Below are 26,246 nucleotides of genomic sequence, written 5' to 3'. Positions count from 1 at the left end.
TCTTGATTGCGTGTCCTTGTGGGTAAATTACTTTATATGATTAAGTTGATCTTAGATTTTGATAGTTCGACTTTTCATAAATAAAAAATTATTTATAAGATTGAACATGGATTCCAACCCTTATGTAAGCTGGGCTCTTGAAGATTGACAGTTGATCTATTTTTATTAAAAAATCCTTCGCCAAGTCTCTCAACCGGCTTTCTCTCATCGAGCGCTTTCAATTTCTGACAGGTATGATTCAAATCACTAGGTACTATTTTTATTTGTTCATAGGGAAGCTCATGTAACTCATTGATTAGATCTGTGTAGGCAGCATTTTTTACAATTACCCACCAATGATCTTCTTTTTGAATCTGTGCTTCATAGTTCAACGACGGTAATATTTTGCGGTGACGGCTTGAAAAACAAACTAAATAGGCCTTTTCTTCATTAATAAATTTAGCGTCTCGACAATGCCAATAATTCTGACTATAACCATGTTCAGCAATTTCCGTAATATCGTTTAAGACAGAAGAGGCTGTTGCTTCTCGACCTGCGCCTGCGCCACTAAAAAAATCACATGTCTCAATTCCTTGTTTAGTGATTAATATTCCATTGCTTGGGCCAGGTAAATCAGCTAATTTTGTTTTCGTAAAGGTTGGCTCTACTGCACAGCTTAGGGTAACTTCACTAGTGTTGACAACTTTCATCTCTACTTGCGCAACTAAGCGGACTGCTCCTCCTAATGTTTTAGCCATATGCAACATGTTTGGAGAAAGTTCAGTAATACCTTTTGTTCTTTCTTTTAATGCGTTATAAGCTTCTTTAATTGAAATGCGAAAAATGATAGCCATAATAATAGCTGCTTTCCTGCTTACATCATGTCCTTTTACATCTGCTGTTGGATCGGGTTCCGCATATCCTGCCTCTTGTGCACTTTTCAGTGCCTGTTCATAAGGCATTTCACTCATTTTATTGAGTAAATAATTACTGGTACCATTAAGTACAGCTTCAAAACCTGTTATAGGAGTAGCTTTTAAAAAGTGAATTATTGGAATAAGGGGGACACCACCCATGCAGCTAGAGTCATATCGTAAGCAAACATTATTCAAATCGGCTAGCTGTAAAAGTTCATCGCCATATTCAGCTATAACAGCCTTATTAGGCGTTACAACATGCTTTCCTAAGCTCAATGCTAACACGATACTTTCATAATCTATTTTTAAGTCGCCGGTAGTTACTACAACTAAATTTACATCAGGGTCGGTAATCGCTGCTTTAATATCATTACTAAAATTTTTTTCTTTAGGTAACTGGATTCCTTTATAGGGATTTGGGGGATTGAGCGTTTTTACTATTGCATGCTTTAAAAGAAAGGGGATTTCTTGCTTATTTAAAAGATTAACGACACCACCACCTACATTACCTGAAGCGCCAATTACAGCAACAATTAATTTAAGCATAATTACTCGTTATTAACGTTTATTTAGAAATGAAACTTAAAAGAGGTCTATTGTATTTTATATAAGCTTATCTAGAAAGGTGGTTGGTATATTTATTTCAAATCAGCCTGTATATAATATGTTCTATAGGATTAAATTAAATCTTTTAGTAACCGAATGAATGCCATAAAAAAATCAAATAAACATTTCAATACACAATCAGTACTAGTAAAAATCAGAAAGTTAATATATATTTTTTTGTACTCCTTGATTTTTTTTGGAGTAAAACTCACCAGCTCACTTTAAGGGATTAAGCCATGTTAAAAAAAATAGCTCTGATTTCTTCGCTAAGCGCCGTCTCCTCCTTTGTCATAGCCGCTAATGCAATTGATCTTTATCAAGCACCTTATACAAGTTTAAATAAATATCAATTGCCAAATGTTGCAAGTAAAACAGCTACTGTTTCTAATAATCAACTTAAACTTGTCCAAGAAACAACGCAAGGAAGCAAAGTAATTTCAACCTACCAACAATTATACAAGGGCATTCCTATTAGTGGAGCACGAGTGATGGTGGTTACGGATAAAACGCAACCACATTCCCTGACTACCTCGGCAAAAGTAAATGGTCAGTTAATTGAAGAGCTTAATATTGATACTCAACCGACCATTACTTCAGCTAAAGCACTTGAGCTTGCGTATAATGCTTATATAAAGTTTGGTGCCCAACCTAGTATTAAAGCTGAACAGGTGGAGTTGCAAATTAGAGAAACTAACAAAAATGAATTCAACTTAGTTTATCAAGTATCTTTTAAATTATTAAATGAAAAAGGTGTACCTTCTTGGCCTTTTTTTGTTATTGATGCACATGTTGGAACTATCTTAGAAGAATGGGAAAATATTAAAACCTATAATGATGTAGGTCCAGGCGGTAACGATAAGATTAATGAATATTGGTATGGTAAAGATGGTTTGCCTCCATTACGTGTACGTCAAAAAGATAGTATGTGTGAGATGGAGAATGGATCGGTTAGAGTAGTGCATTTAGATTCAAACTGGGATTGGGAAAATACATTACTTAATGCCTACCAATATCCCTGTGGGCAAAATAAAGAAGAACTTATAAATGGTGCTTTCTCTCCTGTGAATGATGCTTATCATTTTGGGTTAGTAGTAGTACAAATGTATAAAAATTGGTATGGTATGCCTGCTTTGCAAACCCCAAAAGGAAAGGCAAAAAAATTAATCATGCGTGTACATTTTGGCCAGGCCTTTGATAATGCTTTCTGGGATGGTAAAACAATGTCTTTTGGCGATGGTGATAGTTTTTATCCCCTCGTTTCTTTAGATGTAGCAGGACACGAAATATCGCATGGATTTACTGAACAACATTCGAATCTTGAATATCAAAACCAGCCAGGTGCGCTTAATGAGTCATTTTCCGATATGGCGGGACTTGCAGCTCGTGCTTATCTTTTAGAGAAGCAACCTAAGCTTTTTAATAAGACCAATATTACGCCTAATCAAATGACTTGGGGTATTGGTGAAACAATAGTAAAAGATGATTTTGGGTTTAAAGCGTTGCGGTTCATGAATGATCCATCTCAAGATGGCGATTCAGCAGATTGTTCTAGTAGAAGTCTAGCAGAGCGATCGGGGGAAACTTGTAAAATTAGCTATGCTGAGCTCGTTTCTTTTGCAAAAAAGAATATTCCAAATCCTAGGTATCGACAAAGTTACATTGTGCATACAGGTAGCGGTGTATTTAATAAAGCATTTTATCTTTTGTCACAAAAGATAGGTATTCAACAAGCTTATCATGTCATGTTAACAGCAAATACTACTTATTGGACACCAAAATCTAATTTCATTAATGCAGCATGTGGTGTATTGCATGCAGCTAAAGATTTAAACATTGATGTTAAATCTGTTAAAACTGTTTTTAATAAGGTTGGCGTTAATACGAGTAAATGTCCGATTTGATTTTAAGATTAGCTAGCATGTAAAAATTTAAAGGCCCAATTATATGGGCCTTTTAAATTGAAATTGAATAATTATTTATTCATCAGTTAAGCGGAAATATTTGGTTCCGAAATAACGTAACAGTTTTTTTCGAATAGTGCCCCGGCTTATACCTAGCATTTTAGCTGCTTGTAATTGGTTACCACGGCGCTTTTCCATAACCGCTTGTAGAAGTGGAGGTTCAACTTCCGATAAAATCATATCGTAAAGATCATCAATGGGCTTATTCTTATTTTCTGCAAGAAAACGAGTGACCAACGAGTAAACTAATTCTTGAAGGCCTTGGTCTTGTTTAATACCTTGAGTAGATGCTTGTGTATCAATCACGTTCATCGTAACTTCCTTATTTTCGTTAAAAGCTTTATCCAAATACTTTCGAGACGAAAGCCGAAATATTGTACCTCAAGGTTTTTTGATAATCTACTAACATATGTAGCAAATATTGACCATATAACAATAATTAGATTAAAAAAATATCTTTATGTCTATTTTTATTTCATTGAGATTTAAATGTTGCTGCCGAAGTTATTTTTAAATTAATATTTTGCTAAATATTAAAGACAAGGATTTGTCTAGTTCAGCTTTAATCCTAGGTGACTTGTTCCCAGTATCTAAGAGGGATGATATAAACTTAGGTTAAATTAAATTTTCATTTAAATAATAATAGGGCAAACTCATATTATAAACTTTAATCAATGTCTTAAGCTTATAAAAATATTTGCAACTAGTTGCTATCTTTATATACTGCGAATAAATCATCATAATTAGATAAGAAAGATAATATATCCTTTAATTAATTTGAATTTTATCAGAAAAATAATTTGTATAAATAGGAAAGATTATGACCATTGTTGATTGGCTTATAACTTTAATTGCATTTGATACCACATCATCAAAGTCTAATTTAGAATTAATTAATCATATTGCTGACTGGCTTTCGAACTATAGTATTGATCCTAGATTAACCTTTAATGATAATGCAAAGAAGGCCAATCTTTTTGCCACTCTTCCTGCTGCTAATGGAAAAAAAGCAGGCGGTATTATTTTATCTGGTCATACTGACGTTGTTCCAATTACAGATCAAGCTTGGACTAGTGATCCATTTAAAGCTGAAATTCGTGATGATAAACTATTTGGTCGTGGTGCCTGCGATATGAAGGGGTTTATTGCAGTCGCCTTATCTTTATTACCAAAACTTCAACAATTAAATTTGTCCTTTCCAATCCATTTTGCTTTTTCTTATGATGAAGAAGTTGGTTGCTTAGGGGCACCATTAATGATTGAAGATTTACAATCATTAGATTATACCCCTAAAGCCTGTATTGTTGGTGAGCCAACGAATATGTATCCAATTATTGCCCATAAAGGAATTAATGTATTTCGTTGCCAAATCAAAGGGAACCCGGCACATTCTTCATTAACACCTAAAGGCTGTAATGCTATAGAGCATGCGGCGCAATTAATTTTATTCTTGAAAAATTTAGCTTCTCAATTTAAAGAACAGCAACTTGATAATGATTTTGATGTACCTTTTACTACTTTAACTACTAATTTAATTCAAGGCGGTACTGCTCATAATATTATTCCTGAATTTTGTGAATTTGTTTTTGAGTTTCGTAATTTACCTGACCATGCCGCATTAAGTGTAAAAGAGCAGATTAACGGTTATATTACAGATTATTTATTACCTAAAATGCAGCAAGAGTATCCTTCAGCGCATATTAATTTAAGTGAAGTGGCAAGTGTTACAAGCTTTTCAGCAGATCCAGATGGTAAATTTGTTAAACTCTGTCAATCTATTGCCGGTGAGCAAAACTTAAAGAAAGTTGCTTATGCAACAGAGGCGGGATTATTTCAAGCCGCAGCTATCCCTACTATTGTTTGTGGCCCTGGTAGTATTGAACAGGCGCATAAGGCTGATGAGTTTGTAGCTTTACAGCAATTAGAAAAATGTAGGCAATTTCTGCTTTCTCTCCTTGCTGAAAGTAATCAAAGTTTTTTCTAATTTTTCGACATTTAACTTATTATATTAATGCTGTGAATTGGTTGGTTGATTTAACTTGATCAGCTAATTCATGGCTCTTCTCTTTGGTAGAAGTTAATTGAGGTGTATTGAGCTGAAGTTTACATTTAGTAACTTTGAAAAAAAACTCTGGATTATTTTGGTCTTTATAATGAGTCTCTAATTTTATTTTGACATTATATTCACAAATAGGTACAAGATTATTTTCGGTTTCTTCTAATCGCTCTTTGTCACAATTTTTATAAACGCGTTCAAAGTCTTTTTCCGATATAGGTAATAAGGTTTTACCATCGCTGCATATAGCATAAAATTCTTGTGGTTTATTAGGATCGTTATCTGCAAAGCTGAAGGTATAAATTTTAATATTAACTGTTGCATAAATCTCATTAATTGCTGAATTTTTTGCCCAGTTAATATGACCTTTTACTTTACCGCGCTCCAACCTACCTTGACGACCATCGATAAATTCAATTGTGTTGGAAAATTCATTTAAGACAATAGCTTCTAAAAATTGGCCACCAAAATACATTATTTTACTGGCTTTTGAGTTAGGGTGAGGTAAGTCATTACTGTTAATACTCCTATCACTACCATTACCGTGGCTACTGTTGTCACCTGTAAAATTTTTAATTGTTTGCAAAATAATAGCATCATAGGTATCAACATAATTTGCAGGGACAATTATAGCCCCATAAAAAGTGACACCTTTCCTGCGAACGTCTGGTATTATTGTTGAGTTATCTGAAGATACTAACTCTCGGGTACTTATATTTAAATCTCGAAACGCTTGTGATCCGGCTAGCATAACTTCATCATAATTAATTTTTCTAACAGGTATCTTGTCTAAAGTGTGAGTTAGCGCTTCTTGATAGTAAGATATTAGTAATTGGTGAGTTTCAATTAAGGCTTTGGTGAAATTGCTTGTGATGCCTAACTTTACTTTGGGCAGATCTGGTAAATTAATAGAAATACCAGCATTATTATTTACATTGTTTAAAACTTGATATCCTAATTTTGTCGAAATAAGTTGATTTAATGTTGTATATTCTTCAGAAAATACGGGTAATTCTTCTATTAGTTTTATGGCATGTTCGATATCGGCAATGCTCATAAACTCATTTAAATTTAGTGATTGATAAATCGAATTTACAAAGTTATATTTGTCAAAATTACGAAATATTAATTTCTTGGAGGCAGACTTTGCTTCAGCTTCAATAAAATCTAATAATTTTTTGCTTAATTCATGAAGTATCATAACTTACAACAAATACTACGTGGATTAGGGCGCCTAATATACCCATTTAATCTTAAGGTTATATTAACAGCGGCCATAAGGATAAAAAGAAGTATGAAATTTGGATTGTTTACAAAAGAGAAAGTAGAGGAACACTACAATAAAGATAATTTTTTCTATCTTCCTATTGTCGAAGTATTAAGAGCTGAAAAATGGGATTTAGCAGATACAAAAAATATCTTTAAGCATTTTTATACTTCACCTGAAGAGCTTATTTCTGCCGAGCGCTCTTATATTGATAAATGCCTTAATCTTTCATGTTACAAAGTGAATTTAACAGCAAAACAAGCTGCACGAGTAGAAAAAGGGACTAAAATTCTATACGGATATCGTGCTGCAGTTAGTGTGGCGCCGTGGCAAGTAGAGTGTCGTATAGAATTTAAGCCCAATGGTAATGTTATGCACCAAAATGCCGCTTATTTTAAAAATAATAGCAAAGAAAGCAATATTGACTTTAACTATATAGTCTAGGCTATTGCCAAATTATATTGCATTGATTTTTCTGAGCTGATTTAAGCATATCAATAAGAGGTGCCGCACGTGTAGCTAAACTGATTTCTGGCTCTTCATCTTTATCCAGTTGCATTGACTTTACTTTATCTTTCATTTGCGCAAGGCCTTCAAGTAAATTATGAAGAGATGCTTCAATATCTTCAGCCCTAATAGCACCAGGTATATTATCACTATGGCCCATCAGTTTAATTAGTCGCCTTGCAACATCGCCAAAAAACGTCAATCGGCCATAAGATTCACTAGTAAATGTGACTAACATAATTAAATCCTTCTTTAATAAGAATTTAAAGGATACTGAATTTATTATAAAATTTCTATTTTCTAAAGTCTTTAAACGAGCTTAAGAGGAGCAGCTTACTGAAATCTCTGCTAAATCTTTAGGCGGTGGCAAAGAATACAATTCATACTCAGGCTGTTCATCAAAAGGTTTTTGTAAGATAGTATATAATCTATCAATTTCATTATAATTTTTATTCTCGTAAGCGTCCGTAATAGCTTGTTGAGCTAAATGATTACGCAGAATAAATTTAGGATTGATCTGTTTCATTTTCTGATGCCGATGAACAAGAGGTAAGGTTTCCATTGTTAATCTACTGTTATAGCGTTCAAGCCAAGCATTAAATTTTTCTTTATCCTTAAAAAGATAAGATAATATATCATTCTTAGAATCATAACTGCTTAAGCGCCGAAAAAATAATGTATGATCAACTTGATTTTGCTCAAGTAGATGAAACAGATCAGCAATAAGTTGCTTATCAGTATTTTGCCTTTGCTCTAAACCAAATTTCTCATGTAATAAATGAGAGTAATATGTTTGAAATTCTGTATCAAATTGGGCTATGGCATCTTGCAAATTACTTACGGTAACAAGTGGAGTGAGTGCTTGAGCAAAAGCTAATAAATTCCAAAATCCAATAGCTGGTTGCTGGCCATAGGCATATCGCCCCGTATAATCAGAACTATTACAAATGTGATTGTTATTAAAGGCATTGAGAAAGCCAAAGGGGCCATAATCGATAGTTAAGCCTAAAATTGACATATTATCGGTATTCATTACACCATGGCAAAATCCTACTGCTTGCCACTGAGCAATTAACCTTGCAGTTTTTAAAACTGCCTCTGAAAATAAATGTAAGTAACCTTCAGAATTAGCAGGTGCATCTGGATAATGGCGAGCTAAAACGTAATTAGCTAACTCTTTTAAGGCTTGATGTTGGCTTGTATAATAAAAGTACTCAAAGTGGCCAAAACGGATAAGCGATTCAGCAACACGTGTTAAAATAGCACCAGGCTCAGGAATCTCCCGATAAACAGGCTCATCTGTTTCAACAATACATAAAGCCTGAGTCGTCGGAATGTTTAACGCATGCATTGCACCAGAGCACAAATACTCACGAATAGTTGAGCGCAATACTGCTCGACCATCACCCATGCGTGAATAAGGTGTTTGGCCTGAGCCCTTTAGTTGAATATCCCAATGCTCACCTCGTTGATTTACTACCTCGCCTAAAAGTAAAGCGCGTCCATCGCCTAGTTGAGGTACGTAATAACCGAATTGATGTCCCGAATAAACAGAGGCGAGAGGCTCACTGCCTTGTAGCAGACGATTACCGGCAAAGTAATCAGCAAAGTCCTTTTTCTCTATATCTTTTTTCTTTATTCCTAAGAGTTCTGCTGTATTATAACTAATGTGAACAAGGCTAGGTTTTTTAACAGGCACAGGCGCAAGTTTGGTAAAAAAATAATCGGTTAAGCGCGCAAAACTATTATCAAAATTTAATTTCATAGTGCCTTATTTAAAACAGACTAATTTGATAGCAGTATAGCAGTATAGCAGGTTAGATTTTTAATAAAATTTTTATCTAAATTTAGTTGATTATAGTCTACACTACTGTAAGTATTTGAATATTGGTCTTTTAGATTAAACTAAGTAGAATTATTTAAATGGCTACATTGAATCTATAAATGGACACAAAAAGCATTAGTAATTAACTCTAAGGAGAGGTAATGAACGAAGGGATATCGCTTTGGGAAACAATTAGTAAACGAGAAAAAAATTACCCCATATTAGATAATGATATTGAAGTTGATGTTGCTATTGTCGGTGGTGGTATTACAGCTATTACAGCAGCAAATGAGTTAATTGCAGCTGGTAAGCGAGTAGCTATTCTTGAGGCGCATCAGGTTGGTGGGCTAACAACCGGGTATTCAACAGGTAATTTGTACGTTGCTGTACAGCCTTTCTACCAAAGTATTGAAAAGAAATTCAATTTAGATACAGCACGAGTCGTTGCTCAATCGCGCTTAAAGGCAATTGATTACGTAGAAAAAAACGTTGTTGAAAAAAATATTAGTTGTCATTTTACGCGTCGACCTTGGTATTGCTATTTTCAAGGTGAAGAACGTATCTCTATGGAAAAAGAAGTTGAATTGTTAAAACGTTTAGATATAGATATAGATTATACATCAGAAATGCCACTTGCTGTGGCTTTTAAAAAAGCAGCAGTCATACCTAACCAAGCACGATTTAATCCTTTGCAATACGTTATTTCAATGGCGGCTTACTTACATGAGAAAGGTTGTATGATTTATGAAAATACGCCTGTAACTCATTATGAAGAGAAGGATGTTTGCTTTTTATATACAAAAAATGGCAAAAAAGTTACAGCAAAAAAACTTTTTCTGGCAACGCATTCACCGATCGGAATTAACTACGCACATTTCTTTACTGCGCCGTACCGAAGCTATGTGGTTGCTGTTCATTTAAGAAATAATCAATGTCCAGAAGGTCACTTTTGGGATTTAAGTAAAAAATCACATATCTTTTCAGCGCATGCTTATAAAAGTGATGAGCCGGAGTTAATGATGCTCTCGGGTAGTCATCATAAAACAGGACAAGAATACTATACAGAAAAGCATTATAAAGAGTTAGAGTCAGAGTTAAAATCATGCCTATCTATTGAAGATATTGCCTTTAAGTGGTCAGCACAACATTATCAATCTGCAGATGATGTGCCTTATATAGGGCTTGCAGCTAAAACTGCTAAGCATACTTTTATGGCTACAGGTTATTTTGCTGATGGTTTAACTTACGGCACTGTTGCAGGGCTTGCTATTGCAGATTTAATACTGGATAAAACAATGCCTTTTAATGGCGTGTATCAATCTAATCGCCACACTATTGGTGCTTCCTTAGGGTTTCTTACCAAAGAAAATATAAATGTTGCTAAGCAATATAGTAAGGATTTGCCAATTTTTGCAAAAACTAATTTTGAATCGATAGCTGAAGGCGAAGGGAAAATTGTTGAAATTAATCAAGAAAAATTCGCTGTATGTCGGGATAATAATGAATTGCATATGGTTTCTGCAGTATGTACTCATATGAAATGTATCGTTAATTGGAATAGGGCAGAAAAAACTTGGGATTGTCCTTGCCACGGCAGCCGCTTTACTAAACAAGGCAAAGTTATTGAGGGACCTGCAATGATGGATTTAACTTTAAAAGAAACTAAGTAACTTGAGTGCAACATAAACTATATGTCATCCCCGCGTAGGCGGGGAGCTAGGTCGAATTTAGCTCCGTGCTAATTAATGAATGGATCCCCGCCTGCGCGGGGACGACAGAGCTGCATAGAATGACAGAAGAGGGGCTATAAAGGCTTTTTATATCGTTAAACGAACTTTATTATGTAAAATGCGAATCATTTATATAGGATCCAGAACAAAGAAATCGAGTTTGACACAAGGATTTATAAGATCTTTTGCGTTAAGCTCTAATTAAATAAGGAGTTTACCGTGTTAATTTTTGCGACTATATTTTTTATTTTAGCTGCAATTTTAGGAATATATTTAATTACCTATATTTTTCAAGACAAAGCTACACCTAAAGGAGTCGTCATGATTCATGGTTCTTTAGCTGCAGTCGGTATTGTCTTGCTTATTTTATATCTTTTTTCTAGTCGTTCTGCACCAGTAATTAGTTTAATCTTGTTTATTTTAGCTGCCCTTGGAGGCTTTTATATTGTTTGGCGTGACATTATGCTTAAACCTGTGCCTAAATTTCTAGTGGCAGGCCATGGGTTAATTGCGATTATTGCTTTTATATGCTTAATCATTTTTCAATTTACAGCTTCATAAACTTGATAGGCATTTATGACCGAAGCAATAATAAATAAACACCCTAAAAGTAATTTTTATATTACTTGGTCTGCTATTTTTTCTGCAGCGATAGTAGGCGTGGGACTTAATTTTCTTCTAAATTTGTTTGCCCTTGCGCTAGGGATAGCGAGTTTTACAATACGCTCAACGGGTAAAGTTGAATTCTCTTTATGGGGATTTATCTGTTTTTGTATTGCCGGAATTATTGCAATGTTTTCGGCGGGATGGCTGGCTGGAAGGCTATCTTATCCAACCTTAAAACGGATTTGGGGTTGCTTTATAGGATTTTTAGCTTGGGCATTATTATTAATAATGACAATCGTTTTAATTACTAACATGATTCAGTTTGCTGTTTTTCATGCTAATTTCACGTCAAGCTTGGTTGCTATTAAAATCACTAATGATGCGCCTATGTTAACTGAAATATTTTTAAGTGGAAAAGCACCTATGAGCGTTGCACTTGAAGCAGATAAAAAAGTTATTATTCTTAATGCGCTTATTACATTTATTATGTTTGGTCTAGGTGCGAGTGCTAGTTGTCTTGGTGGCTATTTAGGATATAGCAGAGGATTTGCTAATAGGCAGCATATTAAAGAGTAAATATGAATATTTTAATTACGGGTGCATCTGGCTTCGCAGGTGCATGGATTACTAAAAAACTGATTGAACAAGGACACAAAGTTGTTGCAGCAGTAAGAGATATTCGCTATGCAGAAAAATTATTTCCACACGTTAAAATAGTTGCTTGTGATTTCGTCCAAGATACCGCTATTGAAACTTGGCTACCGCGCCTTAAAGATATTGATATGGTAATTAACTGTGTCGGCATTTTTTATCATTATGATTCAAAAATCATGTGGGCCATTCATTATGATACGCCTAAAGCTTTATTTACAGCAGCTACAAAAAGTAATATTAAGCAGATTATTCATCTCTCTGCACTAGGCGTTGAGGGGTATCAATCAGATTATGCTAAGAGTAAAAAAGCTATTGAAGATTATTTACTCACGCTTAATATTACAGCATTAATTTTAAGGCCGTCATTTATTTATGGCCCTGCCTCTGAGGGTGGTATGGCGCTTATGCGAGCCTTAGCTGCTTTTCCTGTAGTGATACCTGTCGCCGGAAGTGGTTTACAACAATTTCAGCCGATTCATGTAGAGGATTTAGCAAAAGCTGTAAGCAATCTTACTACAGATAATATTAAAGAATCTGTTATTTTAGCTGCCGTATCTGCAAAGCCGGTTACATTGAAAGAAATTTTATTAACGCTGAGGGATTGGTTGCAAATTAGTCGCGGCTATTGTTTATCTATTCCTCTAAAATTAATTAAAATTGGGGCGAAAGTTGGTGATTATCTGCCTTTTTCAACTATTAATACACCTGCAATTACTATGCTTGAACAGGGTAATACTACTACGCTTGAGGAGTCTAAAAAGTTTATTCAGATAGCCGGTATTAAGCCTAAGGATTTTATAGAAGGCGCTTATCAGACGCCTAGCACCAATTCTGATCGTTGGTATGCAAAGTTATTTTTTATTAAACCTATGTTGCGCCTAAGTTTGGCCTTTATGTGGCTTGCAAGTGCAATTGTTAGTGCTTTTTTATTTCCAAAGGCAAGCTCTTATTTTCTTCTAGCAAAAGTAGGCGTAAATAGTTATTGGCAACCAACTTTACTTTATCTGGCTTCTCTTATTAATGGTATCATCGGTATTAGTCTTCTTTTTAATTACAAAACTAAGCTAAATTGTTTAATACAAATAATGATAATGACTGCCTATACCATTATTATTACATTAAAAATTCCATATTTATGGCTAGAGCCTTTTGGTTCTATTGTTAAAAACGTACCTGTATTAATCAGTATTATTATACTTTATTTAATGGAATGATATGCTCTATTTATGGTTAAAATATATACATATTTTAAGCTCAACTTTACTGTTTGGTACAGGTATCGGTACAGCTTGTATTATGTTATATGGTCATTTAAAGAAAAATATTGTTGTCATGGGCGCTATTAACGAATATGTCGTTCTTATTGACTGGATTTCAACAGGAAGTACAATAATTATCCAGCCAGTAACTGGGCTTGCTATGGTTTATATTGCTGGTTTTCCCTTAAGTTCTTTATGGATATTAGTCAGTTTAGTATTTTATATTTTGGCATTAATTTGTTGGCTTATAGTAGTTTACTTACAAATTAAAATACGCAATATTACTTCCTATGCGGCAAAAACAAATTCACCTTTACCAGCTGCATATTACCAATACTTTAAATATTGGTTTATGTTAGGTTGGCCAGCTTTTATTAGTTTTTTAATTATTTTTTATTTAATGACATTTAAACCTTACACAATTCCCTTTTAACAACATCAACCATTGAGCAGTCAGCTTGTTCGCTAGATAAGGATTGTTTTAGCGCAGCTAAACGAGTGGTGATTTTTTTTTGTAATAGATTATCAGAAATTAAATTATTTAAAGTTTTTGTAAGTTCAGTAGTATTACAATCGTATTGCAAAAGCTCAGGTACAATCATTTTATTTTGCAAAAGATTACAAAGCCCCAGATATTTAACTTTAATTACTTTAGCAGCAATTAAATAACTTAAGAAAGACCCTTTATAAATGATACACATTGGTTTTTCCATAAGTGCACATTCTAGGGAAGCTGTTCCCGAGGCAACTACCACATAATGACTACAAGCGAGAACATCAATGGCTTGCCCATTAATAAAACTAATTTTTATAGAGCTATTTTTAAAGAAATCTTTAATTAATTGGGGATTAAGAGTTTGAGCAATAGGAATAACAAAGTGTAAGTTTTGATGAGTTAAAGCTAGGTTTTCAGCAGTTTTTACCAAAACAGGTAGATGTTTTTCAATCTCACTACGGCGACTTCCTGGCAATAAAGCAATTAATCTTTTGTTTTTTGGCAGTTCAAGACATTGATATATCTCTTCAATCTCTTTGGATGGCTTTATACGTTTTACTAATGGATGGCCAACAAAGGACACCGGAATGCCTGCGTTTTGATAAATTTCTTTTTCAAAAGGAAAAATGACAACCATATGATCGACACAGGCTTTAAGCGTATGAATACGGTTAGCTTTCCATGCCCATATTTGCGGGCTTATATAATAGATAATTCGTAGTCCCAATTTATGTTTAGCAAATTTGGCAAGAGGAATATTAAATCCTGGACAATCAACAAGAATAACTAAATCCGGTTTAGTCTCTTTTAAATGTTTTTTGATAATACTAAAGGTTTTTTTAATAACAAAAGCATGCCGAATAACTGCCGTGATGCCTATCACACCGAACTGGGCTAAATTAGCAACGATGTTAACTCCAGCTTCTTGCATGTGTTTGCCCCCCATACCACTAAATTGTAATGAGGGGTCATGAAATAGTAATTCTTTAACTAAGTCCGCTGAATGATGATCACCTGATTCTTCACCCGCAATAATAGCGATATGTTTAGGCATAGGTATCAGCGAGCCGAGATACTAAATCTGTATTGATGAGAGCTGTTATCTTTTGAGCTGTTGCCAGTGCATTACGTCCTTCTTGGCCTGTAACTAAAGGTATGCTATCTGTTTCAATACACTGGATAAAGGCTTTAATCTCTTCTAAAAGGGCATCACCCTTTTCAAAAACAGATTGGTGACGAGTGATTTCAGGAATACCTGGAAACATTTCTCCTTGTCCTTTACAAAAAACAGCAAATTGTTTGTTATGGTAGTCAATTGAAATATAAGAATTAGGCTGGAAGATACGTGTTTTACGTTCCGTTTTAAAACTGATGCGACTTGCTGTAATATTTGCAACACAATTATTCTTAAAACGAATGCGTGCATTGGCAATATCAATAGACGAAGACAGAATAGGCGTGCCTTGTGCATCTATTTTTACAATGGGGCTGTGGACAATCGTTTGAATAATATCAATATCATGAATCATTAAATCTAAAATAACATTAACATCTGTACCGCGAGGATTAAAAGGCGCTAAGCGTTGTGACTCAATAAAAAGAGGTTTATCTAAGTGCTCTTCTAAGGCTAAACGTGCTGAATTAAAACGCTCTAGATGCCCAACTTGTAGCTTTACTCCATGTTTTTTAGCTAATGTAATCAATTCATCGGCCTGTTCAACAGTTTCGGTAATTGGCTTTTCAATAAGTACATGAATGCCATGCGCTAAGCATTCTTTAGCAATTTCAAAATGCTGGTTAGTAGTTGTCGCAATACTAATGGCGTCCACTTTTCCAAATAATTCTTTATAATCATAATAAGGGACGACATTAAATTCTTGTGCTACCTGGTCGCAAACAGTTTGATTAATATCGCAAACCGCAACTAGGGCCACGTTAGGTAAAGTTTTATATTTTTGGGCGTGAAAACGGCCTAGATAGCCGACACCAATAACAGCACATTTTAACACGTTCATGAAGATTGGAGTTGAGTTATGTAAGCGCATGATCGCATTTCTCAACTGATAAATCAATTTGAAAAGTTATTTCAGCTGTTTTAGTATGCAGCAAATAAAAATTAAAATAGTTCTGCGGGTAAGGAATTAAATGATTAAGTATATCGCAGGTGTAGATGAAGCAGGCCGTGGCCCTTTAGCAGGCCCTGTAGTGACTGCTGCTGTCATATTAGAAGAGCCTATTGAAGGTCTTACCGACTCTAAAAAACTCACACCTATCAAACGCAGTCAACTTGCACTTGAAATTCAAGCTAAATCATTAGCTTTTGCCTATGGAAGAGCAGATGTTGCTGAAATAGAACGGTTTAACATTCATCATGCTACCTTATTAGCCATGCGCCGTGCGATTGAAAATTTACCTTTACGGCCGCATCATATTAAAATAGACGGTTTATATGTGCCCAATATAGACATTTCTTGCGAAGCTATTATAAAAGGCGATTTGCTTGTTGCTGAGATTAGTGCTGCCTCAATACTTGCTAAAGTGGCTAGAGATAGTGAAATGGAAGAGATGGAGAAACTTTATCCTGGGTATGAGTTCTCTATTCATAAAGGCTATTCTACTGCTAAACATTTAGACGCTTTACAAAGGCTAGGCCCTTGCGCGATTCATCGCAAGGGTTATGGCCCCGTTGCTAAACTATTGGCTTTACAAGCTAATCAAGTTGAAAGCCTAGAAACTCTAGCAGAGACTGTTTCTGCCTAACGATAGGCATTAAATAAAATTCGATGTGAACTAACAGACATTAAAATGCCAAAGCTAGCTAAAAAAGTAACCATAGCAGTGCCACCATAGCTAACTAGAGGTAAAGGAATACCAACTACAGGTAAAATGCCCATAACCATGCCAATATTGACGAAAGCTGAGAGAAAAAATGTCATAGAAAGGCTAGCTGTTAGTAAACGTGCAAAGCTAGTTTGCGCTTGATTTGCAATCTGCAATCCGCGTAAAGAGATGAGAATAAAAAGGATAATTAAAATAATGCTACCTACAAAGCCAAATTCTTCTCCGCTTACCGCAAAGATAAAATCAGTCGCATGTTCTGGTAAAAAATTTAAATGTGATTGAGAACCTTGTAGCCAACCTTTGCCAAAAGCACCTCCTGAACCAATAGCGATTTTAGACTGAATGATATGATAGCCAGATCCTAAGGGATCTTGTTCTGGATTCAGTAAGGTTATAATACGTTGCTTTTGATAGTCATGCATAACATGCCATAAAAGAGGAGCGAAAAGGCTAGCGATTAATCCTACTGCTAAAATAACACGTACAGAGATACCGGCTAAAAAAATAGCACTTAAACCAGCTGAGGTAACCATAATTGCCGTGCCTAGATCAGGTTGTTTAGCAATTAGAAGTGCTGGCATAAAAATAATGATACTCACAATTCCAGCTGTTCTTAAATCAATAGGTGTTGGTTTTCGATCTAGATACCAGGCTGCCATTAAAGGAACTGCTAATTTCATAATTTCTGAAGGTTGAAAGCGAAATAAACCTAAATCGAGCCAACGCTGTGCACCTTTACCAATTTTACCCATGATCATAACTGCAATGAGTAAGGCAAGACCTATCCCATAAAGCCAAGGGGTCCAAATTTTATATTTATGAGGCGGAATTGCAGCAAATACAAACATGATACTAACAGCGAAAGCTAAACGTATAGCCTGACGAATAATCATATTGGTATTTTCATTGGATGCACTATATAAAATAAGCATGCCAAAAGCCATTAGGGTGATTAACAAACCCAATAAGGGCCAATCAACATGGAAGGATTTAACAGTAAATCTATAAACTGGGCGCGAGTGATAATTTTTCATGCGCTGGCCTCATTCTGTTTAAACTGAAAGTAGGCATCAAGAACCTTGCGAGCAACATTTGATGCAGCAAAATCATTTTCTACTAAGACTGCAATAGCAATTTCGGGTTTTTCAATGGGTGCAAAAGCAATAAATAAAGAATGATCTCTTAGGAATTCAGGAATGTCTTCATAGCGTTTTTTCTCATATTGTCGACCGCTAAATACTTGCGCTGTGCCTGTTTTACCAGCTACAGAATAAGGTGCTGTTCGTCCAAAACGATAACCAGTTCCTTCTTCGCTTTTGATGACTGCCCGCATTGCTTCAGCAACAATTGTCCAATAATTTTCATCCCTTAGTTTTATCGGGTATTCTTCAACTGGTTTAAAGGGATGCACTTCATCTCGATCACTTTGAATTGATTTTTGTAATAAATGGGGTCGATAACGACGGCCTTTTTGACTTAAAGCAGCGGTTGCATTGGCTAATTGCAGTGGTGAAGCAAGCATAAAGCCTTGGCCTATTGCGGTAATCAATGTATCACCTGGAAACCAAGGCACCCCTTTACTGCGCCGTTTCCAGTGAGCATTTGGTACAATGCCAGGTGCCTCTTCATTTAAATCGACATTACTAAGCTGGCCAAAACCAAATTTATGCAACATATCTTCTAACGTTCGAATTCCTATTTTATGACCTAGTTGGTAAAAATAAGTATCACAAGAAACAGTAATAGCTCTAGCGAGGTTAATCATGCCATGGCCTGTTTTTTTCCAGTCACGATATTCATGACTAACGCCAGGTAATTTAAACCAGCCTGGGTCAAATACACGATAATTCGTATCAACGGCCCCTTTCTCTAATCCAGCTAAAGCGATAAAAGGTTTTACGGTTGATGCCGGTGGATATAATCCTCGTACAGCACGATTATATAATGGTCTATCTTTAGCAGTAGCTAATTTTTGATAGTCGTTAAGATTGATGCCGTTAACAAACAGATTAGGATCATAGCTTGGTGAACTTGCCATTGTCAAAATATCACCATTACGAGTACTTATGGCAACTACAGCGCCTCGCTTGTCTTTTAAAGCTTCATAAGCAACCTTTTGCAGGCGCGAATCAAGGGTTAAATAAAGCTTCTCACCGGAGACGGGATTTTGTTTATCTAGCACTCTAATTGTTCGGCCGCTAACATCGGTTTCAACTAATTGATACCCGACTTGACCATGTAAAAGTTTTTCATAAAATTTTTCAATGCCTGCTTTGCCAATAAAATTTGTTGCTCGATAATTAGTTGGGTTTACTTCGCGCAATTCTTGCACATTAATTCTACCAACATAGCCTAAAAGATGTGCCGTTATTTCACCTAGCGGATAATAACGCATTAAACGTGCCTTAATATTTATCCCAGTAAATTGATGTTGGTGGGAAGCAAAAGTGGCAACTTCTTCTTGATTTAATTTAAGTTTTAAGGGAATAGGAACAAATGAGCGATTCTGCCGACGAGTACGATTGAAATTGTCAATATCCTCATCACTTATTGAAGGAAGGAGTTTTCTTAAATCTTCAAGTGTCTTTTTTAAGTTCTTTACATGTTCTGGAATAACTTCTAATACATAAACAGGGACATTTTCAGCAAGAATTACACCTTCTCTATCTAGGATAATACCTCTTGGCGGTGCTATGGGAATAATACTCATCTGGTTTTTTAAAGAGAGAGTCTTATATTGTTTATATTGAGCTAATTGTAGGTACCCAAGTCTGGCAACAATTAAGGCTGAACAGCAAATGATAATTGCAATCAATAAATTTAAACGAGAGCAATGAATATTAAATTCAGCTTGCTCATTTTTAACACGTTGATTTAGGCGCATCTGTTTAGTGTTATTTTTTAAAAGCCAATGAAAAATGAATGAACATCTTAACGCAAAATATCATTTGTGATAAGGGTGATTATAAATAATTGACCATGCACGATAAATGGCTTCTAAGAGAACAATTCTAACTAGAGGATGTGGTAAAGTAAGAGGTGACAACGACCATTTTTCTTGGCTGCGTGCTAAGGTGCGCGGAGTTAAGCCTTCTGGCCCCCCAATAATAAAGCAAATATGACTTGTAATTTGTTGTAGTGCTTCAAATTTAGAAGCAAGCTTTTCACTACTAAATGTTTCGCCACCAATTTCAAGTGCTATAATTCTGGCGGCATCAGGAATGACAGCATCAATGAGTAATGACTCTTTTTCTAAAATACGTTTTAAATCACTGGATTTAGTTCGTTTTATTAAAGGAATCTCAATTAAATTTAATTTTACGTATTCCTTTAATCGTTTGCTATATTCATGAAAGCCTTGCTCAACCCAAGCAGGCATTTTATTACCACATGAGATAATAGTAATTTTAAACATATTAAATTACTGCTGGTTGTCTTGCCATAATCCTTCTAAATTATAGAAGGCTCTAGTATCTGGCTGCATCACATGCAAAACAAAATCACCGAAATCGATTAATGCCCAATCACCACTTTCTAACCCATGAGAACCTAGTATTGGCATATTAGCTTGTTTCATCTTTTCGACCACATTCATAGCAATAGCTTTGACATGTCGAGAAGAACGACCACTACTAATAACCATAAAATCAGTTACCGCAGTTTGCTCACTCACATTAATAGTAACAATATCGATTGCTTGATTATCGTCTAAGATGGAAAGAAGTTTTGTAAGTTCAGGTGATTGTTCTAACATAGTGAAATCAGTTTAAAGCGTTGCATGATAACAGACATACTTAAGACAATTCAAGCTGGCTTAAATTAATGTAAGTTCAATATAAAAAAGCGAATGCTCATTTACAAGCTAACCTAGGTTGGGCTAAACGTAGGGCAGCCCAACAAATGATAATACTATGTACCTTAGGACTGAAATGTTGGCATGCGCTATGTTTAGTCCAATCTACAATTAAAGTCTATTGTGCTATTGGTTTTATTTCTTCGTTATATTGCAATGCTCTTTTGATGACCTTGCGTCCATAAAAATATTTACCAAAAACATTGGTTACCAATTGATTAATCATATGTGGAAGAAAGGGCATTGGCCTTAATACATCAATAATTAAAACGGCTCGATAATCGTCACTCTGATTTCTAACCTCATGCGGCCATGAATCATCAAATAAAACAGCCTTACCTTCTTGCCATGTATAAGATTGATTATTAACAATAATTTCTGGTGGATGATTTTTAGGAATGTGAAGGCCTAAATGGTAGCGCAGATAGCCCATATAAGGACCTTTATGCAGTGGAATAGATTTTCCGGGCTCTAAAATAGAAAAAAAAGCTTGAATTAAATTTGGAATTCCTTTTAATAATTGACAAAGATTAGGACATAAAGTTTGCGCTTTTTCTAGTTCATAGCCTAAAAGATAAACCATAAAAACATTCCAATTCTTTTTTGTTGCATCTGAAATTTCGGCTTCACCAGGGTCAATATCGTGATACCTTGGTAGTTGACCGCTATTTTTTAAAACCTGATAAAACTCTTGCTTTATTTCAATAAAATGTTTGGTTATTTCATTTAATGAAGGGAAAGTTTGTGCGATATCAAAAAACGTTGGACGCTTATCATGGCCAATATAACGGCCATAAATATTATTAATAATATCTTTAAAATAGTGATAATCCATGAATAAGCCTGACATGATTAGCTTTTGTTACCGGTATGGTATTCAAATCCCATGATTAAAGTCAATCGATTATAAATTAGTTAAAAACTTGATTATTTAGATCAAATTCATATTAGCTAAGATAACCATCTCGTTTATGCTGTTAGATTTACTAAATTTTGATAAAATGATTCTTTTAAATTTATTGCCATGTATTTGCAATATTTTAATAGAGAAGCTTACCTAAATGAGTTTTACTTCTTGGTACTATCCTTCATTTATCGCTCTTTTATTATATGGAGCGTGGGGGTATTGGGGCTCTAGAGCAGCTGATTTTATCAATCCTTTATCTATTACTTTTTATTCAAGTTTAGGGGTGCTCATTTCTGGTATTATTTCGCTAGTATTATTAAGTTTCAAGCCGGAGCTCTCTAGTAAAGGAAGTTTTTATGGCTTGCTAAATGGTTTGGCCAGTGGTATTGCTTGCATTTTTTTTATTATGGCATTACGGAAGGGTCCTGCAATACCTGTGGTACTTATAACATCCATGTATCCAGTTGTAACCCTAATTCTCTGCATGATATTTTTAAGGCAGTCAATTACTTATAAACAAGCATTAGGAATGGTTTTGGCTTTTATAGCTTTATTTTTACTTGCTGATGGATGAATGGAATTTTATTAAAGACGTTAATTAGCGCTTATGGACTTATCGTCTGCTAATTTTTGAGCAAAAAAATAAGTTTATTTTTCTCCTCATTATTGAGCCACTCTCTCTTTTTCTCTAACGACTTAAGTTGTTGATGAATTATCGATAATAAAGGTAAATTTATTTGATGTAATTGGGCGTAATCTAAAACATTAAAGATAATATACTGTGATTCTATTTGCCTACCCATTTTAAAATCATAATACATACTTGGATAATAGCCTTTTAGAGTGGCAGTTAGCGCAATTAGTTTTTCAATTTTATTTTCAATTAAAGCGCCATCTTTTTTTGCAACTAAACAAACTTCATACATTATTGCTCTAGCAATATCTTGGTATTGCTTTTGAGTAGCGATAACATCAACGGGTACATCGAGTAAAAGAGATAAGCTACTAAAAGGAGTATTCCATAATAATTTGCTCCAACGAATAATACGGTGATTTTCAAAAAGATGTATTTGAGGAAATGTCCCTTCAGAAAGATTAACAGTGGCCAATTGCCGTTTTATATATTCACAAGAAGAAAAATCTTGTTTATTAAAAGGGGCTAAATTTAATTCACCTAAATGATTTATTTTGATATAGCCAGGTTTTATTCGGGTAGCACCAATAGTTGTCACACCACATATAATTGGTTGTGTGTTAGTAAAAGTAGATAGATGCTCCTCATTACTAATTCCGTTTTGTAAAATAAGTAGTTTACTATTAGGTTTTAAAATAGGCGGAATAATTTTTTTTAGTAAATGATTTTCGGTGGTTTTTAGCGCAATAATGATAATATCGGCTGTTGGAAGTAGCTTATAATCTTTTTCAATCTGGTGGGGTTTTATTTGTCTAACACAGCCATCTGGCAATTCGATTTCATAGTACTTCTGCTCATGCACAATGGAGAAGTCTGATTGCTCAAGATAACAAACATAGCATCCTGCCAAAGAAAATAATCCACCATAAAATTTACCAATGGCGCCTGAGCCAATAACTGTAACGGATATCATTTTATTAATTTTAAGCTAAGTTTATATTGATGATATTAGCATCATTAAAATCTAAAATAATCAATTTTTGCATATTGATTGTCATAATTTTAACGATTTTAATGGTCATAAAAAAGCTCACTTAATATTTTCTTAATCTATTTTGTGTAAAATCAGAGCATTTGTTGACTTGCTATACTACATATGCTGAACATAGTAGAGAGTAACGATAGTTGTTACCAAAGCTTATTAAATTCTCTAGATATATCGCCTAAACTAATGCTTGCTAATGATTTTGATGAAAAAATTTACGCTAATTTATATCAGCGTTTACATCTATTAAGTAGTTTGCCGTCAGAAAATAATTTAAAAATCAATGAATTATGGCAATTGTATTTATTATCTGGCCAAATAAACCTAATCAATAAATTAAACAATAGTCTTATTGCCTCTTTAAGCGATAATTGGGGCGCAAAAGCAGCACATTATCTTGCTTGGTCTGGAAATTCCCAAGCGCTTAAATGGATTAAAAGTCATCATCCTCAATTACTAGAAGTTAGCGATAAAAGGAGTTGTAATATTGCTCATTATGCTGCTTGGTCAGGAAACCCTGAAGTTTTGACCTGGGTTAGAAATTATTATCCTCATTTGCTTGAGATTAAGGATAAAATTGGCTGTACTATCGCGCATTATGCTGCTTGGTCAGGAAACCCTGAAGTTTTGACCTGGGTTAGAAATTATTATCCTCATTTGCTCGAAGTTAAAGATAAAACTGGGTGTACAATTGCTCATTACGCAGCTCGTTCTGGAAATCCTCAAGCACTCATTCGGGTAAAGAATTATTATTCTCAATTACTTGAAGTTAAAAATAGTATGGGTTTTACTATTGCTCATTATGCAATGTTTAGTAATAATCCGGCACAACTCGATTTAGCCTTAACATTAAGTAAAACACCAAATATATTTGAGATAGATATAATTTATCTATCTGATCCCGCTCAGCAAAAAAAGTGTCTACAAACTATTGCTAAGATGCTAGATAGCAATGTCTCTTTAACGTTTATTAAATTTCCTAACAATATAGCGCCAGCAATACAACAAGTAATTGTAGAGGAACTGACAATTAATAGGGCAATCAAGGAGGTGACTCCTAAATTAGAAGAATTGATTATAGGTTTTTATGAGAGAAGTAATCAGTTTTCAAGAGTGCCACAGCAGACTTTATTTGATATCTTTAAGAGTATATTACCTCTAAACATATCTGATAAAAAAGTAAATGCTTTGTTTAACAATATGTTGACTTACTTAAACCCATCTCATCGCCATAATTACTTAAAAAATAAAATAATTGAATTAATTAACAATGAAATTAAATGGTTTTCAGCTTTTCAAATTTCTAAATTCTTAGGTTTAGTGGAAGGCAGTAAAGATAAAATTGCGGCCCTCGAGCAAATAAGAGAAATGATTGCTAATAATAATTATACTTCCCTAGATGAACTAAAAAAATTTGTTATTGATATTTTTGCTTCCTATCAAGATATTTTAAAAAATCAAAGCTATCTACTTTCGCTACTACAAACTAAGCAGCAAACTAGCTCCTGCTATGTAATTGACGCTTGTTATAAACTTTTAGATATTAAACTTAAACATAATTCGCAAGCTTTTAGTAGTGCGGGATAGAGCTTGATTTCTATACTTTTTTCAATGCTTTGCTAAGGTTTAAAATGGTTTTTTTAAATTAAGGTTATTCACAAAATCTGGGGATAACTCTGTGGGGTATTTGGAGAAAACACTTAATTACCCACATTATAAAGGTCGATTCGATTAATTAAAGTTTTGATTAACTTGCTTATAAAACCCTCATAAAAGTTGCACATTAGCAATAGTAACCCCTGTCTTAAAAAAAATTAAAGAGAGATACGGCACTTTATATATGAGCACCCTTTACCCGGCCTACGTCCTGCGGCTTGGCTGCAGGATCTAGTGATATGGCTACATAGATTCCGCGAACAAGTCGCGAAACGTAGGCATAGAGTTAAGCCAGTGTCGCTAACTATAATAACTGTAGCCGCTGCTGATATAATCTTTAAAACTTAACTGCTGTATTAAAGCATATTATTTATTCATTTTTTCTAGATTAATTAACCATTCTTTACGTGCTATTCCACCACCATAGCCACCTAATTGACCATTTTCATTAATAACACGATGGCATGGGATAATAATAGCTAATTGATTTGCACCGTTGGCTTGTGCTACTGCTCTGAAAGCGGAGGGTTTATCGATAGATTTGGCTATATCTAAGTACGTTCGTGTTTCGCCAGCAGGAATCTTTTTTAATTCGTCCCATACTTTTTGTTGAAAAGGGGTTCCCAGAATAAATACAGGCGTTTTAAAAGACTGCAATTTACCATCAAAATATGCAGCTAATTCTTTTTCTATAGATGTAATAGGACATGTTTTTCCTGGTAAAATACATGCTTTTGTCTTAGCTTTCAAATATTCTATTTCTCGTTCTAGACCGCGACGGTCAACAAACTCTAAAAGGTAGAGTGCCGAGTCAGAGCTAATTGCAATCATGGGTCCAAGTTTGGTATCAAGCCATGATGCATATAAAATGAATTGATGCTCTGAGTGTGACGGTGCAATACCTAGATGGCGGGAAAAAGCGTCTCTTAATCCACTTCCGGACTCATAACCTATGGTCAACTGAGTATTAATTACGGAATCACCTTCGCGTATTTGCTTCATCGCTATTCCCAATCTACGCGCTCTAGCATAAGCAACAAAAGTCATGCCAAATCTTTTTTTAAACTGACGGCGGGCAGTCGAGGCATCAACAGAAAGTTGTTGGAAGTCACTTTCTTTCCATCTTTTTTCTGGATTATCCTCAACAGCTTGGACAAGAAATTGAATAAGATCAGAAACCTGGTTTGGAGAAGATAACGGCTGACACCGTTTGCAAGGTCGATATCCTGTTAACAAAGCGTCTTGTGCTTTATTAAAAAATTCGCAATGCTCAAATTTCGGTTTTCTAGCTGAGCAAGTTGGCCGACAAAACACGCCTGTTGTTTTAACACCAACAAAAAAGATACCTTCGTAATTCGTATCTTTATTTATTAAAGCTTGATAATACTCTTGATATTTATTCATAAAGTTAGATATTTATAAATTAGTCTCATTGTTTTACATTATA

Annotated in this window: 25 protein-coding genes; 11 read left to right on the top strand and 14 right to left on the bottom strand. The window is 34.7% G+C overall.

What is annotated here, in order from left to right:
• Positions 1-92: 92 nt before the first annotated feature.
• A complete protein-coding gene (locus E1P04_RS04405) occupies positions 93-1,442 on the bottom strand; it encodes a homoserine dehydrogenase (RefSeq protein ID WP_131781714.1) in 1,350 nt (449 codons plus the stop codon).
• A gap of 296 nt (positions 1,443-1,738) precedes the next feature.
• Here E1P04_RS04405 and E1P04_RS04400 point away from each other — a divergent pair, with 296 nt between their 5' ends.
• Positions 1,739-3,403 carry a M4 family metallopeptidase gene (locus tag E1P04_RS04400; RefSeq protein WP_131781713.1) on the top strand — a complete coding sequence of 555 codons (1,665 nt, stop codon included), beginning with the start codon at positions 1,739-1,741 and terminating at the stop codon, positions 3,401-3,403.
• Positions 3,404-3,478: 75 nt separating this feature from the next.
• Here E1P04_RS04400 and E1P04_RS04395 read toward each other — a convergent pair whose 3' ends face one another.
• Positions 3,479-3,775 carry a helix-turn-helix domain-containing protein gene (locus E1P04_RS04395; RefSeq protein ID WP_115330935.1) on the bottom strand — a complete coding sequence of 99 codons (297 nt, stop codon included), beginning with the start codon at positions 3,773-3,775 and terminating at the stop codon, positions 3,479-3,481.
• A 508-nt stretch (positions 3,776-4,283) separates the two neighbouring features.
• Between E1P04_RS04395 and argE the strand changes: the two genes are divergently transcribed.
• The gene (gene argE / locus E1P04_RS04390; RefSeq protein ID WP_131781712.1) at positions 4,284-5,447 is read left to right on the top strand and encodes an acetylornithine deacetylase; all 1,164 of its coding nucleotides are present in this window, start codon (positions 4,284-4,286) and stop codon (positions 5,445-5,447) included.
• Between the two features lie 19 nt (positions 5,448-5,466).
• On the opposite strand, the gene E1P04_RS04385 is transcribed toward argE, so the two are convergent.
• Complete coding sequence (locus tag E1P04_RS04385) at positions 5,467-6,720, bottom strand: hypothetical protein (protein ID WP_131781711.1); 1,254 nt, start codon at positions 6,718-6,720, stop codon at positions 5,467-5,469.
• Between the two features lie 93 nt (positions 6,721-6,813).
• On the opposite strand from E1P04_RS04385, the gene E1P04_RS04380 reads away from it, so the two are divergent.
• Positions 6,814-7,230: a hypothetical protein gene (locus E1P04_RS04380; RefSeq protein ID WP_131781710.1), complete on the top strand. Its 417-nt coding sequence runs from the start codon at positions 6,814-6,816 to the stop codon at positions 7,228-7,230.
• A gap of 1 nt (position 7,231) precedes the next feature.
• Here the strand turns inward: E1P04_RS04380 and E1P04_RS04375 are convergent, their stop codons facing one another.
• Together E1P04_RS04375 and E1P04_RS04370 are read right to left on the bottom strand one after the other, a co-directional pair.
• Positions 7,232-7,531, bottom strand: coding sequence for a DUF1840 domain-containing protein (locus tag E1P04_RS04375; RefSeq protein ID WP_131781709.1), 300 nt, complete (start codon positions 7,529-7,531; stop codon positions 7,232-7,234).
• An 81-nt stretch (positions 7,532-7,612) separates the two neighbouring features.
• On the bottom strand, positions 7,613-9,058 hold the full coding sequence (locus tag E1P04_RS04370; protein WP_131781708.1) for a protein adenylyltransferase SelO: 1,446 nt from the start codon (positions 9,056-9,058) through the stop codon (positions 7,613-7,615).
• A gap of 221 nt (positions 9,059-9,279) precedes the next feature.
• On the opposite strand from E1P04_RS04370, the gene E1P04_RS04365 reads away from it, so the two are divergent.
• The 5 genes from E1P04_RS04365 (at position 9,280) to E1P04_RS04345 (ending at position 13,800) form a co-directional block, all read left to right on the top strand.
• Positions 9,280-10,788, top strand: a complete 1,509-nt coding sequence (locus tag E1P04_RS04365) for an FAD-dependent oxidoreductase (protein WP_131781707.1) — start codon at positions 9,280-9,282, stop codon at positions 10,786-10,788.
• A 279-nt stretch (positions 10,789-11,067) separates the two neighbouring features.
• The gene (locus E1P04_RS04360) at positions 11,068-11,409 is read left to right on the top strand and encodes a hypothetical protein (protein WP_131781706.1); all 342 of its coding nucleotides are present in this window, start codon (positions 11,068-11,070) and stop codon (positions 11,407-11,409) included.
• A 15-nt stretch (positions 11,410-11,424) separates the two neighbouring features.
• Positions 11,425-12,030 carry a hypothetical protein gene (locus E1P04_RS04355; protein WP_131781705.1) on the top strand — a complete coding sequence of 202 codons (606 nt, stop codon included), beginning with the start codon at positions 11,425-11,427 and terminating at the stop codon, positions 12,028-12,030.
• 2 nt (positions 12,031-12,032) lie between these two features.
• Complete coding sequence (locus tag E1P04_RS04350) at positions 12,033-13,322, top strand: SDR family oxidoreductase (protein WP_131781704.1); 1,290 nt, start codon at positions 12,033-12,035, stop codon at positions 13,320-13,322.
• A gap of 1 nt (position 13,323) precedes the next feature.
• Positions 13,324-13,800, top strand: a complete 477-nt coding sequence (locus E1P04_RS04345; protein WP_131781703.1) for a DUF2269 family protein — start codon at positions 13,324-13,326, stop codon at positions 13,798-13,800.
• Here E1P04_RS04345 and lpxB read toward each other — a convergent pair.
• Together lpxB and E1P04_RS04335 are read right to left on the bottom strand one after the other, a co-directional pair.
• A complete protein-coding gene (gene lpxB / locus E1P04_RS04340) occupies positions 13,775-14,923 on the bottom strand; it encodes a lipid-A-disaccharide synthase (RefSeq protein WP_165482686.1) in 1,149 nt (382 codons plus the stop codon). The two genes, E1P04_RS04345 and lpxB, sit on opposite strands and share 26 nt — an antisense overlap.
• Entirely contained in the window at positions 14,910-15,878 is a 969-nt protein-coding gene (locus E1P04_RS04335) for a Gfo/Idh/MocA family protein (protein ID WP_131781701.1), read from the bottom strand. Before E1P04_RS04335 ends, lpxB begins: the two co-directional genes overlap by 14 nt.
• Before the next feature lie 130 nt (positions 15,879-16,008).
• Here E1P04_RS04335 and rnhB point away from each other — a divergent pair, with 130 nt between their 5' ends.
• Entirely contained in the window at positions 16,009-16,623 is a 615-nt protein-coding gene (gene rnhB, locus E1P04_RS04330; protein WP_131781700.1) for a ribonuclease HII, read from the top strand.
• Here the strand turns inward: rnhB and rodA are convergent.
• From rodA to E1P04_RS04305, 5 genes are all read right to left on the bottom strand, one after another.
• Positions 16,620-17,738, bottom strand: a complete 1,119-nt coding sequence (gene rodA, locus E1P04_RS04325) for a rod shape-determining protein RodA (protein ID WP_131781699.1) — start codon at positions 17,736-17,738, stop codon at positions 16,620-16,622. The two genes, rnhB and rodA, sit on opposite strands and share 4 nt — an antisense overlap.
• On the bottom strand, positions 17,735-19,588 hold the full coding sequence (mrdA, locus tag E1P04_RS04320; protein ID WP_131781698.1) for a penicillin-binding protein 2: 1,854 nt from the start codon (positions 19,586-19,588) through the stop codon (positions 17,735-17,737). The genes rodA and mrdA overlap by 4 nt, the downstream gene beginning before the upstream one ends.
• Before the next feature lie 60 nt (positions 19,589-19,648).
• Positions 19,649-20,119 (bottom strand): 23S rRNA (pseudouridine(1915)-N(3))-methyltransferase RlmH, encoded by a 471-nt coding sequence (gene rlmH, locus E1P04_RS04315; protein ID WP_131781697.1) that lies wholly within the window; start codon positions 20,117-20,119, stop codon positions 19,649-19,651.
• A 6-nt stretch (positions 20,120-20,125) separates the two neighbouring features.
• On the bottom strand, positions 20,126-20,458 hold the full coding sequence (gene rsfS / locus E1P04_RS04310; RefSeq protein ID WP_131781696.1) for a ribosome silencing factor: 333 nt from the start codon (positions 20,456-20,458) through the stop codon (positions 20,126-20,128).
• Between the two features lie 217 nt (positions 20,459-20,675).
• Positions 20,676-21,392, bottom strand: a complete 717-nt coding sequence (locus E1P04_RS04305; RefSeq protein ID WP_131781695.1) for an aspartyl/asparaginyl beta-hydroxylase domain-containing protein — start codon at positions 21,390-21,392, stop codon at positions 20,676-20,678.
• A gap of 226 nt (positions 21,393-21,618) precedes the next feature.
• On the opposite strand from E1P04_RS04305, the gene E1P04_RS04300 reads away from it, so the two are divergent.
• A complete protein-coding gene (locus E1P04_RS04300; RefSeq protein WP_131781694.1) occupies positions 21,619-22,038 on the top strand; it encodes an EamA family transporter in 420 nt (139 codons plus the stop codon).
• Positions 22,039-22,087: 49 nt separating this feature from the next.
• Here the strand turns inward: E1P04_RS04300 and E1P04_RS04295 are convergent, their stop codons facing one another.
• Complete coding sequence (locus tag E1P04_RS04295) at positions 22,088-23,071, bottom strand: ketopantoate reductase family protein (RefSeq protein WP_131781693.1); 984 nt, start codon at positions 23,069-23,071, stop codon at positions 22,088-22,090.
• Between the two features lie 183 nt (positions 23,072-23,254).
• Between E1P04_RS04295 and E1P04_RS04290 the strand changes: the two genes are divergently transcribed.
• On the top strand, positions 23,255-24,730 hold the full coding sequence (locus E1P04_RS04290; protein WP_131781692.1) for an ankyrin repeat domain-containing protein: 1,476 nt from the start codon (positions 23,255-23,257) through the stop codon (positions 24,728-24,730).
• 435 nt (positions 24,731-25,165) lie between these two features.
• Here E1P04_RS04290 and E1P04_RS04285 read toward each other — a convergent pair whose 3' ends face one another.
• Positions 25,166-26,203 (bottom strand): bifunctional transcriptional activator/DNA repair enzyme AdaA, encoded by a 1,038-nt coding sequence (locus E1P04_RS04285; RefSeq protein WP_207385981.1) that lies wholly within the window; start codon positions 26,201-26,203, stop codon positions 25,166-25,168.
• Positions 26,204-26,246 lie beyond the last annotated feature (43 nt).

This window comes from Legionella gresilensis (assembly GCF_900639865.1).
Lineage (GTDB): Bacteria > Pseudomonadota > Gammaproteobacteria > Legionellales > Legionellaceae > Legionella_C > Legionella_C gresilensis.
This window is presented reverse-complemented; position numbering and strand designations above follow the sequence as displayed.

Coding starts and splice junctions, on each gene's coding strand:
- E1P04_RS04405 (WP_131781714.1), bottom strand. CDS start 1,442: ATGCTTAAATTAATTGTTGCTGTAATTGGCGCTTCAGGTAATGTAGGT.
- E1P04_RS04400 (WP_131781713.1), top strand. CDS start 1,739: ATGTTAAAAAAAATAGCTCTGATTTCTTCGCTAAGCGCCGTCTCCTCC.
- E1P04_RS04395 (WP_115330935.1), bottom strand. CDS start 3,775: ATGAACGTGATTGATACACAAGCATCTACTCAAGGTATTAAACAAGAC.
- argE (WP_131781712.1), top strand. CDS start 4,284: ATGACCATTGTTGATTGGCTTATAACTTTAATTGCATTTGATACCACA.
- E1P04_RS04385 (WP_131781711.1), bottom strand. CDS start 6,720: ATGATACTTCATGAATTAAGCAAAAAATTATTAGATTTTATTGAAGCT.
- E1P04_RS04380 (WP_131781710.1), top strand. CDS start 6,814: ATGAAATTTGGATTGTTTACAAAAGAGAAAGTAGAGGAACACTACAAT.
- E1P04_RS04375 (WP_131781709.1), bottom strand. CDS start 7,531: ATGTTAGTCACATTTACTAGTGAATCTTATGGCCGATTGACGTTTTTT.
- E1P04_RS04370 (WP_131781708.1), bottom strand. CDS start 9,058: ATGAAATTAAATTTTGATAATAGTTTTGCGCGCTTAACCGATTATTTT.
- E1P04_RS04365 (WP_131781707.1), top strand. CDS start 9,280: ATGAACGAAGGGATATCGCTTTGGGAAACAATTAGTAAACGAGAAAAA.
- E1P04_RS04355 (WP_131781705.1), top strand. CDS start 11,425: ATGACCGAAGCAATAATAAATAAACACCCTAAAAGTAATTTTTATATT.
- E1P04_RS04350 (WP_131781704.1), top strand. CDS start 12,033: ATGAATATTTTAATTACGGGTGCATCTGGCTTCGCAGGTGCATGGATT.
- E1P04_RS04345 (WP_131781703.1), top strand. CDS start 13,324: ATGCTCTATTTATGGTTAAAATATATACATATTTTAAGCTCAACTTTA.
- E1P04_RS04335 (WP_131781701.1), bottom strand. CDS start 15,878: ATGAACGTGTTAAAATGTGCTGTTATTGGTGTCGGCTATCTAGGCCGT.
- rnhB (WP_131781700.1), top strand. CDS start 16,009: ATGATTAAGTATATCGCAGGTGTAGATGAAGCAGGCCGTGGCCCTTTA.
- rodA (WP_131781699.1), bottom strand. CDS start 17,738: ATGAAAAATTATCACTCGCGCCCAGTTTATAGATTTACTGTTAAATCC.
- mrdA (WP_131781698.1), bottom strand. CDS start 19,588: ATGCGCCTAAATCAACGTGTTAAAAATGAGCAAGCTGAATTTAATATT.
- rlmH (WP_131781697.1), bottom strand. CDS start 20,119: ATGTTTAAAATTACTATTATCTCATGTGGTAATAAAATGCCTGCTTGG.
- rsfS (WP_131781696.1), bottom strand. CDS start 20,458: ATGTTAGAACAATCACCTGAACTTACAAAACTTCTTTCCATCTTAGAC.
- E1P04_RS04305 (WP_131781695.1), bottom strand. CDS start 21,392: ATGGATTATCACTATTTTAAAGATATTATTAATAATATTTATGGCCGT.
- E1P04_RS04300 (WP_131781694.1), top strand. CDS start 21,619: ATGAGTTTTACTTCTTGGTACTATCCTTCATTTATCGCTCTTTTATTA.
- E1P04_RS04295 (WP_131781693.1), bottom strand. CDS start 23,071: ATGATATCCGTTACAGTTATTGGCTCAGGCGCCATTGGTAAATTTTAT.
- E1P04_RS04290 (WP_131781692.1), top strand. CDS start 23,255: ATGCTGAACATAGTAGAGAGTAACGATAGTTGTTACCAAAGCTTATTA.
- E1P04_RS04285 (WP_207385981.1), bottom strand. CDS start 26,203: ATGAATAAATATCAAGAGTATTATCAAGCTTTAATAAATAAAGATACG.